9 protein-coding genes are annotated in these 16,798 nt (G+C 60.6%); 5 read left to right on the plus strand and 4 right to left on the minus strand.

Features of this window, described 5'->3' with window-relative positions:
- Nucleotides 1-110 precede the first annotated feature (110 nt).
- Nucleotides 111-1,148: a WD40/YVTN/BNR-like repeat-containing protein gene (locus tag ACWHXD_RS12680; protein WP_138762637.1), complete on the plus strand. Its 1,038-nt coding sequence runs from the start codon at nucleotides 111-113 to the stop codon at nucleotides 1,146-1,148.
- 18 nt (nucleotides 1,149-1,166) lie between these two features.
- Entirely contained in the window at nucleotides 1,167-3,542 is a 2,376-nt protein-coding gene (locus tag ACWHXD_RS12685; RefSeq protein WP_044273422.1) for an efflux RND transporter permease subunit, read from the plus strand.
- 65 nt (nucleotides 3,543-3,607) lie between these two features.
- Here ACWHXD_RS12685 and ACWHXD_RS12690 read toward each other — a convergent pair whose 3' ends face one another.
- A complete protein-coding gene (locus tag ACWHXD_RS12690) occupies nucleotides 3,608-8,611 on the minus strand; it encodes a dermonecrotic toxin domain-containing protein (RefSeq protein ID WP_138762564.1) in 5,004 nt (1,667 codons plus the stop codon).
- 285 nt (nucleotides 8,612-8,896) lie between these two features.
- Here ACWHXD_RS12690 and ACWHXD_RS12695 point away from each other — a divergent pair, with 285 nt between their 5' ends.
- From ACWHXD_RS12695 to ACWHXD_RS12705, 3 genes are all read left to right on the plus strand, one after another.
- Nucleotides 8,897-9,193, plus strand: coding sequence for a DUF5629 family protein (locus ACWHXD_RS12695; protein WP_032892149.1), 297 nt, complete (start codon nucleotides 8,897-8,899; stop codon nucleotides 9,191-9,193).
- A complete protein-coding gene (locus tag ACWHXD_RS12700; RefSeq protein ID WP_138762565.1) occupies nucleotides 9,180-10,355 on the plus strand; it encodes a lactonase family protein in 1,176 nt (391 codons plus the stop codon). The genes ACWHXD_RS12695 and ACWHXD_RS12700 overlap by 14 nt, the downstream gene beginning before the upstream one ends.
- Before the next feature lie 156 nt (nucleotides 10,356-10,511).
- Nucleotides 10,512-10,691: a hypothetical protein gene (locus tag ACWHXD_RS12705; RefSeq protein ID WP_032892147.1), complete on the plus strand. Its 180-nt coding sequence runs from the start codon at nucleotides 10,512-10,514 to the stop codon at nucleotides 10,689-10,691.
- A 615-nt stretch (nucleotides 10,692-11,306) separates the two neighbouring features.
- Here the strand turns inward: ACWHXD_RS12705 and ACWHXD_RS12710 are convergent.
- From ACWHXD_RS12710 to ACWHXD_RS12720, 3 genes are read right to left on the minus strand one after another with little or no spacing between them, the layout of a single operon-like run.
- A complete protein-coding gene (locus ACWHXD_RS12710; protein ID WP_032892146.1) occupies nucleotides 11,307-11,900 on the minus strand; it encodes a glutathione S-transferase in 594 nt (197 codons plus the stop codon).
- Nucleotides 11,897-15,535, minus strand: a complete 3,639-nt coding sequence (locus tag ACWHXD_RS12715) for an AAA family ATPase (protein ID WP_138762566.1) — start codon at nucleotides 15,533-15,535, stop codon at nucleotides 11,897-11,899. The genes ACWHXD_RS12710 and ACWHXD_RS12715 overlap by 4 nt, the downstream gene beginning before the upstream one ends.
- Nucleotides 15,532-16,773 carry an exonuclease SbcCD subunit D C-terminal domain-containing protein gene (locus tag ACWHXD_RS12720; RefSeq protein ID WP_098951755.1) on the minus strand — a complete coding sequence of 414 codons (1,242 nt, stop codon included), beginning with the start codon at nucleotides 16,771-16,773 and terminating at the stop codon, nucleotides 15,532-15,534. The genes ACWHXD_RS12715 and ACWHXD_RS12720 overlap by 4 nt, the downstream gene beginning before the upstream one ends.
- Nucleotides 16,774-16,798 lie beyond the last annotated feature (25 nt).

The following is a 16,798-nucleotide window of genomic DNA, read 5'->3' on the forward strand; positions in this document are numbered from 1 at the left end:
AGGATGGCTCCTGCTTCCTCCAGGCGCTCTAGATTGCAGGTTTCAAGGTCCTGGCAGAGAAGACGACCTAACAATAATAAATGGGAGAAAGGTCTATGAGTGAGCCTGTCATGGGTTGGGTTGTTTGCCGCCCACGCGCCGCACGCAGGGTTGCGTTGCTGGCCACAGCGCTCTCGCTGCTCGCTGGCAGCGTATTGTCGCTGCCGGTGCTGGCCGCCAGCGATACCCCCGCCGCCGCAGTCTTTGCGATTGAATCCCCCAAGGCCGCCAAAGGCTTGATGATCGACGTGGTTCACGCGGGCAAGCGCCTGGTGGCGGTCGGTGATCGTGGGCATATCCTTTATTCCGATGACCAGGGCAACACCTGGGCCCAAGCCAAAGTACCCACCCGGCAACTGCTCACGGCGGTGTTTTTCGTTGATGATCAGCACGGTTGGGCCGTCGGCCATGATGCGCAGATTCTTGCCAGTACCGATGGCGGCGCCACGTGGACCCAGCAATATCAAGACCTCAAACGCGAAGCGCCGTTGCTCGATGTGTGGTTCAACGACGCCAACCACGGCCTGGCCGTGGGCGCCTACGGTGCGCTGATCGAAACCACCGACGCCGGCAAAACCTGGAACGACGTCAGCGAGCGACTCGACAACGAAGACCAGTACCACCTCAACGCCATCGCCCAGATCAAGGGCGCCGGCCTGTTTATCGTCGGTGAGCAAGGCAGCATGTTTCGCTCCAGTGACGACGGCCAGACCTGGGAAAAACTCGAAGGCCCCTACGAGGGTTCACTGTTTGGCGTGATCAGCACCGCACAGCCACAGACCCTGCTGGCGTATGGTTTGCGTGGCAACCTCTACCGCTCCACTGATTTCGGCAGCACCTGGGAGCAGGTCCAATTGAACGCGGCACGTGGTGCGCTGGAGTTTGGCCTGTCGGGTGCGACCTTGCTGGAGGACGGTTCTATCGTCGTGGTCGGCAACGGCGGCAGCGTCGTGGTCAGCCATGACGACGGCCAGACCTTCAGTGTGTTCAATCGCCCAGACCGCATTTCACTCTCGGCGGTCACGGCGGCAGGCAATGGCAATTTGATCCTCGCGGGGCAGGGTGGCGTGCGGGTTGCCACATCGGCCGGCGCAGAGCTCTCAAAATAATAAGAAGGCGGGGATTCAATGAGCAGTCATCACAACGATAAAGCGACCTTTCTTGAGCGTCTGATCTTCAACAATCGCCCGGCGGTGATCGTCATCTGCCTGCTGGTGAGCCTCTTCCTGTTCTGGCAGGCGACCTTGATTCGCCCGTCCACCAGCTTTGAAAAGATGATCCCCCTCAAGCACCCCTTCATCGAAAAAATGATGGAGCACCGCAACGATTTGGCCAACCTGGGCAACACCGTGCGTATTTCGGTGGAGGCCAAGGATGGCGACATCTTCACCAAGGAGTACATGGAGACCCTGCGCCAGATCCACGACGAGGTGTTCTACATCTCCGGTGTGGACCGCTCGGGCCTCAAGTCGCTGTGGAGCCCCAGCGTGCGCTGGACCGAAGTGACCGAAGAAGGGTTTGCCGGCGGGGAGGTCATCCCGCAGAGCTACAACGGCTCGCCGCAAAGCCTCGACCAGTTGCGCAATAACGTGCTCAAGTCCGGCCAGGTCGGGCGGCTGGTGGCCAATGACTTCAAGTCGAGCATCGTTGATATCCCGCTGTTGGAGTCCTACCCGGACCCGCAAGACCAGGGCAAATTGCTGGCCCTGGACTATCGCAAGTTCTCCCATGAACTCGAAGACAAGATCCGCGACAAGTTCGAAACCCAGAACCCCAACGTCAAGATTCATATTGTCGGCTTTGCCAAAAAGGTTGGCGACCTGATCGACGGCCTGGTGATGGTGGTACTGTTCTTCGGCGTTGCGTTTGTCATCACCCTGGTTCTGCTGCTGTGGTTCACCAACTGCCTGCGCAGCACCATTGCGGTGTTGAGTACGACATTGGTGGCGGTGGTCTGGCAACTCGGGTTGATGCACTTCTTCGGTTTCGGGCTGGACCCATATTCCATGCTGGTGCCGTTCCTGATATTCGCCATCGGCATTTCCCATGGGGTGCAGAAGATCAACGGCATTGCCCTGCAATCCAGCGAAGCAGACAACGCCCTGACCGCCGCGCGGCGTACCTTCCGACAACTGTTCCTGCCGGGGATGATCGCCATTCTGGCGGATGCGGTAGGCTTCATCACGCTGCTGATCATCGACATCGGTGTGATCCGCGAACTGGCCATCGGCGCGTCCATCGGCGTGGCGGTCATTGTGTTCACTAACCTGATCCTGCTGCCGGTCGCGATTTCCTACGTGGGCATCAGCAAACGCGCCATCGCCAAGAGCAAAAAAGACGCGAACCGCGAACATAGCTTCTGGCGCCTGCTGTCCAAATTTGCCAGCCCGAAAGTCGCGCCGGTTTCGGTGTTCCTGGCCCTGATCGCCTTTGGTGGCGGCCTCTGGTACAGCCAGAACCTGAAGATCGGTGATCTGGACCAAGGCGCACCGGAACTGCGCCCGGACTCGCGCTACAACAAGGACAACAACTTCATCATCAGCAATTACTCCACCAGTTCCGACGTGCTGGTGGTGATGGTCAAGACCAAGGCCGAAGGCTGCTCGCGTTATGAAGCCATGGCGCCCATCGACCAGTTGATGTGGAAGATGCAGAACACCGAGGGCGTGCAGTCGGCGATCTCGTTGGTGACCGTGTCCAAGCAAATGATCAAGGGCATGAACGAGGGCAACCTGAAATGGGAAACCCTGTCGCGCAACCCGGATGTGCTGAACAACTCCATCGCCCGTGCCGATGGCTTGTACAACAACAATTGCTCCCTGGCGCCAGTGCTGGTGTTCCTCAACGACCACAAGGCCGAAACCCTCGACCGCGCCGTGCATGCAGTGCAGGACTTCGCCAAGGAAAACAACAAGGACGGCCTGGAATTCATCCTCGCCGCGGGGAATGCCGGGATCGAAGCGGCCACCAACGAGGTGATCAAGGAGTCGGAGCTGATCATCCTGATCCTGGTGTACCTGTGTGTAGCGACCATGTGCATGATCACCTTCCGTTCCTGGGCAGCGACCCTGTGCATCGTGCTGCCGCTGGTGCTGACCTCGGTACTGGGTAACGCGCTGATGGCGTTCATGGGCATTGGCGTTAAGGTCGCGACCTTGCCGGTGGTGGCCTTGGGTGTGGGCATTGGCGTGGACTACGGCATCTACATTTACAGCCGCCTGGAAAGCTTCCTGCGTGCCGGCCTGCCGTTGCAAGAGGCGTATTACCAGACGCTGAAGTCCACCGGTAAAGCCGTGCTGTTCACCGGCCTGTGCCTGGCCATCGGCGTGTGCACCTGGATCTTCTCGGCCATCAAGTTCCAGGCTGACATGGGCCTGATGCTGACCTTTATGCTGCTGTGGAACATGTTCGGCGCGCTGTGGCTGTTGCCGGCGCTGGCGCGGTTCCTGATCAAGCCCGAGAAGCTGGCGGGGCAGAAGGGCAACTCATTGTTCGCGCATTAATCCTGGGTAGCAGAACAAAAAGCCGCACACTGTGCGGCTTTTTGTTGGGCCTCAGGCCCAGGGTTTCACAATTTCAAGAACAGCTTTTCAGCCAGCGGCTTGGTGATAGCGGCCTTGATGAGTTTCTCAACGACCCCGTTGTTTCCGGCTTCTTCAATCAGCATCTTTTGAGTCTTGATGCGTTGCTGCGGTGTTTTCAGGTGCGCCGCCCTAAAGTCATCACGTGCCCAGCCTTTTTTCGGATAGTGGAAGTGGGCATACCACAACGCATCGATTTTGTTTTTCTTGCGCACCACATACTCGGTGAAGACATCGCCACTTCTGGTCGGGATGTCGCGCCGTACCAGGTTGATATCGACAAAACCGTGACGCCACAGGTAATCGACGTTTTCCGCCGTGGGCGTCTGTACCAGATAGCCATCAGCGGTATGCTGGCGGGCCTTTTGCAGCATTTGTTCGGCCGCTGCTCGCCAGCGCGCCACCCATTCGGCGGTTTCCGGCTTGTTGCCGTGGGCGGCTTGTGCCTGTTGCGCCTTCTCGAAAAGCAGGTTGGCCTGGGCTTCGAGCATGTCGTTCCAGTCGCGGGGGCTGACAGTGTCTCGCCATAGCGGGTCATCGAGTTTCTTTTTCTGAAAGAGGATGGTTTTTTCTATCTTCGGCACGCCGTCGATGAGGTTTTGCGCCTCACTCTTATAAGTGGACCAGGGCTTGGGCGGTGAGGCTGGGCGAGGTGCTGTGGGCTGTCCCTGGACGATTTTCACCCAGCCGCGTTCCCCAGGGTGTTCGCTGTAGCTGGCAATGGGTTGCCCGCTCCCTGGGTCGACCACGTCGATGATATCGACGGTTCGGCCCGGCTCCGAAGGGCGCAACGTGCCGATAAATGTTTCCTGGTGCTCGGTCCTGAACACGCGTTGGTTCTGCGGTTTCGCCCTTTGGTTGGTGCGCGCGGGCGCGGCAGGAAGCAGAAACTGCTCTTCTTTGACCACCTGGACCAGTTCGGTTTCGGCCTGAGTGATGAACTCATTGAGCAATTCGTTGAAGCGGTGGTGGTACTCGACCCGAAAAAACTCTGGGCGCTGCTCCTGCATCAGTCGACTGTCGTTCAGCACTTGTTTGAACTTGGTAATAATGGTGATCAATGCGGCATGGCGCTCCTCAAGGGTGTAGTCGTGGTATTGGCGAAGATCCTCGTAGGTCAATATCTCGGTTTTCAGGTTTTCTGTCATCAAGCGGTTCATCTGAAAATACACGGCTTCATCGAGGCGACGTGCAGCCCGTGTAGTGGTCAGTTGCTGGAGGTACGACAATCTGTTCACTTGTGTTGTGAGTAGCAGGGTGTCCAGCGATACCGGATACCGTTGCTTGAGGAAGCTGTCGGCGGCCTTGTAGCCAAAAGGCGAGTCGTTCCTCCAGCGTTCGAATATGGAACTGATGGTCTGTCGCACTGCCAACAGGTGCTCGGTGTCCTGATAGCCTATTTTGAACGCTTCCATCATTTCGTTATATGACACCTCCAAGCCGTTATTGGATTTGTCAGTCAGTTCGGCCAATGAAGCGCCATTCACGCCATGTTTCAGCATTTCGCTGGTCAGGCCCACATATATATTATCTAGCTCGATCAGCGCGCTTAGAGTCTGCTGATATTCCAGTGAGCGGTTCTTTTTGAGCTCGGATAAATCGTCAATGCCGCCGATCTTTTTCGGCGCCAAGGTTTCGATGTTGTGCTCGCTGGCCGCTATCAGTGACTGCGTCAACGGCCTGAGGTTTTCAAGTTGTTGGTCCAGGTCGGCTCTGAGTGCTTCGGCGGCCTGCCGCTGATTGGAGTAGGTCGCGGCGAAACGGTCTGCAGACGCTTCATTGTTTGCCAGGCCGCGTAGCGTCTTGAGTTTTTTTCGTGCTTGTTCGTACTCGGCAAAGGCGTTGCGGATTTTTTCCATGCTGCCAGCATGTTCTTTTGAAATCTTGCTGCGTTCCTGCCAGCCGCGTTGAAAATCCTCTTTGGTTCGGGCCCTGGCTTCCAGGTTTTGTCTGATCGTACTCTGCAAGTCTTTCGTTTTCGGCATTCCGCCCTTGAGCCTTGGCGCCAAGTCAAAATACCAGTTGCCACGGGCGTCCCGTGCTATCGAGGGCGCGGTGCGTGCCTTGTTGTGTTCGTCAATCACGTAAGGGCCATCCAGGTCGGTGGCGACGCGAAACCAGTGATTGTCGATTTTGGCGTACCAGCGGTTATCCACCTGATACAGGCCCTTCCTGATGCCTTCGGCGATGGGGGTGCCGGGAGCTGCCGGTGCGGGCGCTTTGAACGAGTCGATGTGCGCGCGCAGCTCAGGGGTGAGTCCGCGTGGGCTCGACAGCCTGATATCGATGGCCGTACCTGCGCCCAAACCGGTGGTGACCGGCGCGTTCGGGTCCTGGTGAATGGTGGGCGCAGGGCGTACGGGGTCATTGCTCTGACGGGGGCGAGGCGCAGGGTTGCTGGTCTCTGGCCTCGGCTTGAACGGCTCAAAGGTGCGCGTCGGCGTGGGTTCGGCAACTGGGACATGGGTCAGGGTCATGCCCAGGTTCACCAGCAGGTCGACCATTGCCCCGGCCGGGTCCGGATCGTTCGCGGTCGACAGGCGCTTGATGTCGTTTTCGGCATTGGCCAGTTGCAGCAACCAGCCGGCCATGGCGCCCGGCCCGCGCATCAGCGGCAGCAGGGTATTGAACAGCAGCCAGCCGAGTTCCTTGTAGGAGGCCCATCGGCTTTGCGCATCGGAAGTGGATTGGCCTTCTGCGAGGGTAACCAGGCTGTTGGCGTTGGAGTGGAACCAGTGCGTGGCCAGGTCGCCATTGAGCAGGTCCTGGCGTAACGTGCTGGCAGCGGCATAGCCGTCGACAGCCAGAGTGGTCGGCTTGGGCGTAGCAGGCGGGTCAAACTCATTGAATACGGTAAAACGGGCAATATTGGGCGTGTGAAAACCGCCATTGCCGTACACCGCCCGTACTTTGTCGTCCGGCAACCAGGCCAACACGCTTTCCTGCAGCGCACCGGGCTTGCGGATGGCCTCCAGCAGCGCGTCGCGGCTGGCGAACTCCAGCAGTGCCGGCTTCAGCTGGGGGCGATATAAAAGGTGTGGGCCGCCGCCGCTGGCCAGCGGTTCGATGATGAACATATTGGCGACCACATCCGGCGTCGCTCCCGGCTTGCGCACAAACGCCAGGGGCCGCACGGTAATCTCTTGGCCGTCCACCCATTTGCTGCCCGCGCCGGGTTGGGTGACGGCTTCGATAAACGCGTGGCCCTGGGCGGTGATGCCGGCTTCACCCTTGAGCTTGAGTTCCAAGGCCTGCATCGCGAGCTGCAGGGGTACCTGCTCGATGAAACGTGCCAGCCGATCACGGGCCGCTGGGCTGTCGTCCAGCAGTTCACGCTTGAGCAATTCGGGGTAGTGGCCGCCTATGTCCACGGTGTTGATCAAGTCCTTGAGCATTTTTGGCAGGCTGGCATCGCTGACCCGTTGCCCATGCAGGTGGACTTCCATCTCACCCTTGGGCAAGCCCGAAAGGTTTTCCAGGGCCATGTCCACCAGGCTCATTTTCACCCGTTCCAGGTAGTTGCTGCCCATATCGCCCACCGGGACCTTGAACACCACCTCCACATCCTTGGCGGTGTAACCCTTGCCGGCTAAATGCTGGTCGAGCTGTTGCTCGGCGTAGGTGCGGATATCGGGGATGCCGTCTAGGAAGGTGCGGCCATTGTTGCGGCGCACACTGCTGGCCAGGGCCAGTGCGTGCTGTCGATAGGTGTCGCGTTCTGCGGTGCTTGCCGGGCCGAACCAGGTGGGCAGCTGTTCATGCAGGCGTTCAAGCTCGCGCGCGTTGGGTGCATAGGCCCCGACAAACCAGGGGCTCGGGTCGCTGGCCTGGGTGAAAGCCTGCTCCAACGCCTCAAGCGAGCCGGTGGTGGGCACCTCGATGGACGCAACGTTCTCCACCATGGCATTGAGGATGACCGCCGCCTGGGTATCGAAAATATTCCCCGCAGGCTCCTGGCGCTTCCAGTTCAGGCTGTCGAAAACGAAGGCATCGCCCATTTTCTCGCCCCAGGCTTGGCCGAATGCGTGCAAGGAGTCATAGGGCGTCACCACGCCGGCGGCGGTGGCGTGCAGCACCTGCATGCGGCCATCGACCTGGCGCGTGATCAGCAGGTCTGGGGTGAGTTGCGAGGCATTGCCACCGGCATGGCTCACCGCAGAGTCGAGGATAAACACCTGCGCCGCGGCCTCGCCTTTGGCCGCTTGGCGCTGCGCACGGTCCGGGTAGGTCAGTACCTGGTCGAGGGTTTCGCGCTGTTGAGCGCTGAGCCCCGGCTGTTTCAGAGCGGCGATGGTCAAAGTGTCGCGCAGCGTGTCGCTGAGCCAGCGCCAGGGGTTGTCGCCTTGAGAATGGGCATCGGTGCTGGCCATGAAGTGCTTGAGCAGGGCCTGTTCGAAGGTTTTTTTGAGCGGGGCGCGCAGGCTGCGAATGGCCAGTTCGATGGCTTGCATATCAATGCCAGGCATCAGGGCATCCGGCGACGGCGCCGGTTTGAGGGTGTGCCCGGTGGCTGGGTCGACCAGCGTGCAGGGCAGTGCATGTTTGTCGGTAAAGTCGAGGTCGCCTTCGGTGGTCAGGTGCCTCAGGGCGATGTCCAGCAAGGGGGTCAGGCGATACTGGGGCGGGCTGCTTGAAATGGGTTCGGCGACCGCCGTTTCGGCGGGATTGAATGCCAAAGTGGGGTACAGGCTTTTGATCGCCTCCTCGAGCATCCCCGACACCACTGAACGCAGCGTAGGGCGGGTATCGAACTGGTGGGCGACCGCCGTTGCGGTGAGCGGCGCCGAGCTTTCGCTGGCCGGGGTGGAAGCGGTGGTCCCTGTGGTGCGCAACGGTGCGGATGCACGTCGGGGCCGGCTCAGCGGTTGGTCGTTTGCGGTATTCGATAAGGGTTCTTGATGGGGGCCGACCGTCTGGCGGGCAGCCGGTGTTGGCAGTGACAGGGGCAGGTTAGGGGCAAAAAAACGCTGGGGGTAGTTTCCCTGGATCATCGTGCAGCTTCCTTGTCGAGTCGTGCTAGTCATAGAGGTGACCCTGTTCGCGTCATGCGGGCAGGTAACAAGGAAACTACCGAGGCGGGTTTTTCAGTGAAATCGGCAAAAGGTAATCAAGCATTTCGATTGGCACGCGCTGGCCGTCAACCCTTGATACGGCACGGGGTGGAGCAGGGCGCGGGATATGTGGCTGCATGTAAACGCGGCGCAGGCCACGCGAGGATTTACGCCGCTGCAACCATTTGCCCTATCATGGGGTCTTTCCTCTGAACGATTGATGTTATGACTGCCGAATCCGCCTCCTTGCGCCCCGTGCTTGAAACCAGCGACATGCTTGAAATCGACGGCCTGCATGCCTTTGATTTCGAGTTGACTGAACTAAAGCTTGTGATTACCGCCATGGATGGCCGGGCCGAAAAACGCTGGAGCTTCACCACGGCGCAGGTGGACGCCGCCACATTTGACGACACGCTGCAAAGCTGGACCCTTACCGGTGAGTCGGGCGAGCACCGCTTGATCTGCATGAGCGCCTTCACCGGCAACAATAACGATGAGGACGAAGCGGATGATGATGCGTAAATTCTGGCCCCTGCTGATGGCAGGCAGCGTCGGTGCGATGTCGGTACAGGCCGCACCCAGCGATGTGCATGAACTGCTGGTGGGCAGCTACACCGCCGGTAGCAGCGAGGGTATTTACCGCCTGCAGTTCGACAGCCGCACCGGGCAGTTCAACGGCAAGCCGGTGCTGGCGGCGAAAACCGCCAACCCTTCCTGGCTGACGATTTCCAAAGACCAGAAGCAATTGTTCGTGGTCAATGAAAACGGCCCGGGCCAGGAAGACCCGGTGGGGCGTGTCAGCAGCTACAGCATCGACCCGCAGAACCACCAGCTGACCCTGATCAACCAGGTGCAGAGCCTGGGCAATGAGCCCACCCATTCCAGCGTGGCCGCCGATGGACGTTACCTGTTCGTCGCCAACTATTCGGTGGTGGAAGACCCGGGTGGCAGCTTGGCGATCTTGCCGGTGGATGCCAGTGGCAAGCTGTCGGCGCCGGTGCAGTTGAGCGGGCACCCGGCCAGCCGCGTGAACCCGGAGCGCCAGGCGTCCAACCATGTGCATTCGGTGGTGTCGTCGCCGGACGGCAAGTATGTATTCGTGCAGGACCTGGGCGCAGACAAGGTATTTGCCTACCGCTACGACCCCAAGGCCAATCACGAGCTACCACTCACCGCGGCCAACCCGGCGTCGGTGCAGTTGCCACCGGGCAGCGGCCCGCGTCACTTGCTGTTCAGCGCGGACGGCAAACACGCCTGGCTGACCACTGAGATGAGCGCCCAGGTGGCCGTGTTCGACTACAACGACGGCAAGCTTAAGCAAACCCAGTTGGTGGACTATGCGGCTGGCCAACCGGTGTCCGACAAGGCCGGTGCAGCGTTGCATGCGTCAAACGACGGCAAATTCCTGTACGTGAGCAACCGTGGCACGGCCAATCAGATGCTGGTGTTCAGCATCGACCCGGCCACTGCGCACCTCAAGGAAGTCCAGCGCCGCTCTGTCGAAGGCGACCATCCGCGCGAGTTCAGCCTCGACCCGAGCGGTAAGTTCCTGCTGGTCGCCAACCAGAAAAGCAATGAAATCGTGGTGGTTGAACGCGACCCCAAGACTGGCCTGCTGGGTAAAACCGTGCAGAAATTGCCGATCGATGCCCCCAGCGACCTCAAGTTTCTGGTGCGTCAATAAGCCACAGGCCCCGCAATGCGGGGCCTGACCCTTTGTATTAATGGCAGTGATAACGGCTACTGTTTCAAAGCATTTCTAAGGTTCAACCCTCGGGCGTAAGTTGGGTTCCAAGGCCTTCCCAGGCCACCCAACCAAACGCACACAAGGGTTAACGCCATGAATTTCAATCTCTTCTCGATCATTGCTGCTTCTGCTGTTTCCGCTACTGTGGCATTGCCTGCCGCTGCTAGCGTGGAAGTCTCCGGCAAAAAATCCAGTGTCACGGCCTATACCCAGAAGTACCTGCAACAGAGTGCCAATTTCTATGCTGCGCTGGATCACAAGAGCCAGCACTGAGGCGCCATTGAGCCAAGGTCAACTGTGGGAGCTGGCTTGCCTGCGATGATGGCCTGCCAGCCGACACCTATCTACCTGAAACCCCACGATCCAACTGTGGGAGCTGGCTTGCCTGCGATGACGCCCTCACAGCCGCCCCATATCTACCTGGCGCCCCAACGATCCAACTGTGGGAGCGGGCTTGCTCGCGAAGGCGGCCTGGCGGGCGACACTGTTATATCGAGTACATATTCATTGCTGCGGTAACGGCTACTTAGGGTTCCGCCCTGACGGCGGCTCACTTTTGAAAAGCGCAAAAGTAAGCAAAACGCTCTTGCCCCACCACTCGGCACCTCGCTTAGGCTCGGTGTGCCCGTAATCCGCCAGTGATTTGGGGGGCCGCCGCCACGCGCCATCCATGGCGCGGGGCGGCTAAACCGGCATCCCTGCCGGTTTACCCCCCAAATCCCTGTCGAATTCCGGCCAGCGTGGTTTGACGGGGCGCCTAAGATCAAAAGCAGATCAAGATCAAGAGCGGCTCGCTTCGCATCGTAGTTACCGTGGATCGATACAGAGTTGTGTAGATACTTATGGCCATCGCAGGCAAGCCAGCTCCCACAGTTGATTGGATTAGCCTCAGGGTTTTGCCATCACCGCCATAAACAACGGTGAATCCAGAAACCGTTGCAGCCAGGCCTGCAAACGCCGATACGGCGTGCTCGCAAACCACTCCCGATCCACATGGGCAAACTGGCGTACAAACGGCATCAGCGCCGCATCTGCCAGGCTCAGGTGCTCGGCGAGCAGGTACTCACGGTCTGCCAGCAATGTTTCCAGTTTCTGTAAGAACACTTCACCCTCGGCCCGATAATGCTCCATCGAGTGCTCCGGGTAGCGTTCGGCGTACTTGTATCGATTCAAATGATGCTTGAACACCTGATCATTCTCGGTAATCAACGCCAGCACCGCAGGGTCACCTTGCAGCAGCCAATCATCCGGGTCGTGCTGCGCCAGTGCCCACTGCATGATCTGCAGGCTTTCCTCGATCACTCGACCTTCGACACTCAGCACCGGCACCGTGCCCTTGGGCGACAGCTTGAGCATCTCGGCCGGCTTGGCTTTCAGGCTGACTTCGATAATGCGCACCGCCACGCCGGAGTAGCGCAGCGCCAGCCGCGCGCGCATTGCATAGGGGCAGCGCCGGAACGAATACAGCAGCGCTTCGCTCACTTGACCTCCAACGTGCTCAGGCCGTTGCCCTGGCGCTGGACCTGAATCTGCACCGGGATGCGTTCATGCATTTCCTGTACATGGGAGATCACCGCCACTTTGCGGCCCTGGGCTTGCAAGCCGTCCAGGGCGTCCATTGCCAGTTGCAATGACTCGGGATCGAGGCTGCCAAAGCCTTCGTCGATAAACAGCGACTCGATCTTCAAGGTGCTCGACGCCATCGACGCCAGCCCCAACGCCAGTGCCAACGACACCAGGAAGGTTTCGCCACCGGACAGCGAGTGCACCGAGCGCAGTTCATCGCCCATTTCTGTGTCCATGACCAACAGCCCGAGCATGCTGCCGCCGCGTTTAAGCCGGTAGCGGCGCACCAGTTGGCGCAGTTGCACGTTGGCGTGGTGCACCAGCAAGTCGAGGTTGTAGGCCTGGGCGATCTTGCGGAAGGTGTCGCCGGTGGCCGAGCCGATCAGCGCATTCAGGCGTGCCCAGCGCTGCCATTGTTCGTAAGCCTTGGCGATCTGTTCGGCCAGGGCCTGGTTGGCATTCTGGCGACGCTGGTCTTCGGATTGGCGTGCGCGCAGTTCGGCGCAGTGTTTCTCACCCTCGAGCAGTTGCTGGTTAAGCGTTGCCAGGGTGGCGTCCAGTTGCTCGGCCTCCAGGTTGCCGTTGTGCAGGGCCTGGTGTTCGGCCAGGCGCTGTTCGCGCTCGTGCAGCAGAACCTTGGCTTGCTCCACGGCCTTTTCGCTGCTGTGCAGGTGCTGGCGTAACTGCGCGACTTGGGCCTCATCGAAGGCCAACAGGCGTGCCAGGCCTTGATCATTCAGTTCGGGGTGCAGGGCGCGCCATTCGCTAATGCGTGTCGCGAGGGCTTGCTGTTCCGCCTCCAATGCCTGCTGGCGTTGCTGCTGGGCGTTGAGGTCGGCGGCCAGCTGTACCAGGGCCGTGTGCACGGCATGCAGTTCCTGGTTGGCGTCGGTCTCGCTCTGGCGGGACTGGGTGACGGCTTGCTCCAGTTGCTGTTGCCAGTGTTCGGCGCTGGGGTGGACCCCTAGCAAGGCGCGGAGTTTTTCCTGGACGGCGTGTTGCTGGTCGGCCAGCTCGGCGACTTGCAGATTCAAGGCATCGAGTTGCTGCTGACGATGCTGCTGGTGGGTGTGTTGTTTCTCGATGGCCTGTTGGCGCTCTTGCTGCTCGGCCTGCTCGTCGCGTTGATGGCCCAATTGCTCAAGGCGCTGGCTGACCTGCTGGTCAAGCTGCATGAAGGTCGCCGCAGGCGCGCTGCGCAAACCCTCCAGCGTCTGGGCGGGCAACAGGCTGGCGAAGGCGCTGAGTTCCGTCTCCAGGCGTTCGCGGTCGCCGGCCAGTTGCCGCTGTTGGTCCACCAGCAATTGCCGGGCTTGCTGGCTGGCGTCCTGGGCCGCTTGCAATTGTTGCTGCAAGCGCCCGGCGTTCTGTTGCAGGTTGAGCAGGGCGCCCTGGCGTTGTTCGTCCTGGCTGATGCTTTGGGTCAATTGGGCCAGTTGCTGGGCCAGCCAAGGGCTGCGCTTGTCGACGTCCTGGTTGAACAGCGAGGCGCACAGCGGATGGGCTTGCAGGCTCGGTCCCAAACCCTGCTGCTGCGTGGCCAGCTGTTCCTGCTGTTGCAGGAATTCTTTTTGCTGAGCGATCAGGCCACCCACTTCACCACGCAATTCAGTGAGTTTTTCCTTGAGGCTGTCGACGGCTTTCTGCACCGCTGCCTCTTCACTTTCATCATGGCGACCCAGGCTTTGCAGCAGAGCCTCGGGCTGGTGATAGGGGTGTTCGTGGCTACCGCACACCGGGCAGGGTTGGTCATCCTGCAACTGCTCGCGTAATTCCTCGACGCTGGCACTGCGGGCCAGGCGTTGGCGCTCCAGCAGTTGCTTGGTCACCGCCAGGGTTTGTTCGGCAACGGTGAGTTCGGCCTTGGTTTGCAGGCCGGTCTGGTTCAGTTGTTCGCGTTTTTGCGCGGCCTCGGCAAGCTTTTGCGTCAGCGCAGCGGCCTGTTGATCCAGCTGTTGCTGGCTGTCCCACAAGCGGGCCAGGTCTTCGAAGGCGCGTTGTTGCTTGCGATTGTCTTGCAGCAGGCTGGCCAGTAACTGGATTTGTTCGGCCACCGCGTGCGGTTCGGCACCGGCCTCGTGGTAGAGCAGGTCCAGGGCTTCGCGCTGCTGGGTGAACTGTTCGGCGGCGGCGCTGGCGCGCTGTTCGAGCTGCCCCAGCTCGGCCTGGCCTTGGTTGAGGCGATTGCCGATCAACACCAGCTGTTGCAGGCGGTCACGGTAGGCGTTCCAGGCATCGCTCAGCGGCGCGAGGGCGGCGCTGTGCTCAAGCTCGGTGGCCAGGCGTTGCAGGCGCTCGGTGCCTTGGGCCTGCGTGCGTTGCAAGCCGTCGAGCAGGGCCTGGCCTTCGGTACAGGCGCTTTCGTGCTGGTGTTTTTCCTCGTTGCGCTTGGCCAGTTCGCGGCTCACGTGGGCGAGGGTGTTTTGCTCCTCGATGGCCTGGCGCAGCAGGGGCGCGGCGTCGGCCTGGTTTTTCAGGGCCTCAGCCAGTGCTGCCTGGGCGGCCACTTGCTGGTGTTGCGCCTGTTCCTGGCGGGTGTGCAGGGCGGTTTGTTGCTCGAGGTGCTGGGCAATCTGCGCCGCCAAGGGCGTCAGCAAGGTGGCGAGTTCTGCCTGGCGCAGGAAGTGATGGCGTTGCGGTGCCAACTGCTCCAGCAGGCTCAGGTCCTGGCGTTGCTGGCCTTGGCTTGCCCAGGTTGCTTCGTCGCGTTGCAGTTGCTCCACGGCATGTTGATGGCGCTCCTGCCATTCACGCAACTCCTTGAGCCAGGTGTGCTGCAACTCCAACTGTTTGAGCTGGGCTTGTTGGGTCTTGAGCTGTTGCTGAGCTTCGGCCAGCTGTTGGTCCAGCTCGGCGCGGGCTTCGGGGGCCAGGGGCACCACGCCGGTGGCTTGGTCCTGCAGCTGTTTGTGGGCGTCCTTGGCCTCTTTGGCCTTGTCGAACGCACGGCGGCCGAGCTGGGTGTAGAGCGCGGTGTCGGTGAGCTTTTCCAGCAGCTCGCTGCGCTCATTGTCATTGGCCTTGAGGAAGGCGCTGAACTCGCTTTGCGCCAGCAGCACCGCACGGGTGAACTGCTCGAAGTTCAGGCCCAGGGCCAATTCCAGCTGGGTCTTGTATTCGGTTTTCTGGCTGGCCAGCAGTTGGTCGCTGTCCAGGTCGATCAGGCTTTGCCGGCTGTTCTGTAACTTGCCGCTGGCTTTGTCGCGAGCGCGGTTGGCTTCCCAGCGCGCACGGTAGCGACGGCCACTGACACCGACAAAATCCACCTCGGCATAGCCACCACCGGTGCCGCGGCGAATCAGGGTGCGCGGGTCGCCGATGGAAATATCTGTGTCGGCATCCGGCATTTTGGCCTGGCCGGTATCACCCAGGCGCGGCACCGCGCCAAACAGCGCCAGGCACAACGCATCGAGCAGGGTGCTTTTACCCGCGCCAGTCGGCCCGGTGATGGCGAACAGGCCCGCACTGGCCAGGGGCTCGGCGGTAAAGTCGATTTCGAACGGGCCCGCCAGGGAGGCGAGGTTTTTCAAGCGGATGGCGAGAATCTTCATGGCTGTTCGCCCTCCTGTTGCACTTCCTGGAGCAGCACGGCGAAGTCCTTCAAGGTCTGTTCATCCACTTCACTGCCGTAGCTGTCCTGCCAGGCGCGGCTGAACAGTTCCTGGGGCGTGAGCTGGTCGAGTTCGATCAGTTGCGCATCGTCTGCCTCTGCGCTGCCGCGTGTGCCGGCGTATTCGGCGGCGATACGCACCAGGCGCACGGCCTTGCCTTGCAACGCGGTTTCGATCTGTTGGCGCAGGTCTGGTTGCGGCTCGTCGAGGCGCACGCGCACTTCCAGCCAGGGGTGGCGCTGGGTTTCGGCGAGCAGGTCGATGTCGGGCAGTTCACCGAGTTGCTTGAGGATATCGGCCAGGGGCGCGGCGTCCAGGCGTTGCAGGTTGACGGAGCGGGGGATCAGGATCGGTTCGCAGCCCACCAGCCTTTCGCCCTGGAACGTCACGTCGAGAATCTGGTGCTTGTAGCCGATTTCGGAGAACGACAAGGGTATCGGCGAGCCGCTGTAGCGAATGCGCTCCTCGCCATTGACCTTTTGCGGCTTGTGCAAATGGCCGAGGGCCACATACGCCACGCTTCGGTCGAACAGTGTGGCGGGCAGTGCCTCGGCATTGCCGATGATCAGGCTGCGTTCGGAGTCTTCGGATACCGAGCCACCGGCCATGTGCGCATGGCTGATGGCTATCAACGCCTGGCCTTTGTTGCGCTTGGCATTGGCGGCCGCGATCAGCCATTCATGCACTTGGCCGATGCCGCGCAGGTAATCATCGCCCAACTGGGCACCGGTGACTTCCGCTGGCCGCAGGAAGGGCAGCGCCAGGCACCAGGCGACGATCTTGCCTTTGGCATTGGGCAGCGGGATCAGCAGGCGGTCGGCATCCAGTTGGCCGTCATCCAACCACAGCACCCGGCCCAGGGCATGGGTGCGCAGGCGGCGCATCAGGGGCGCAGGCAGTTCGATGCGCGAGCCGGAGTCATGGTTACCGGCGATCATCACAATGGTCAGTGTCGGCTGTTGTTCGTGGGCGCTGATGATGAAGTCATACAAGCGCTCCTGGGCCTTGAGCGGCGGGTTGACCGTGTCGAAGATATCGCCGGCGATCAACAGCACATCCGGGCGCTGGGCCTTGAGTTGGCCCAGCAGCCATTCAAGGAAACAGGCGTGTTCGAAGTCGCGTTCCTGGCCGTGGAGGTTTTGGCCCAAGTGCCAGTCGGAGGTATGAAACAGACGCAAGGCGAACTCCGTGGAGAAGATGAAA

It is taken from the genome of Pseudomonas fjordensis, from assembly GCF_976987115.1.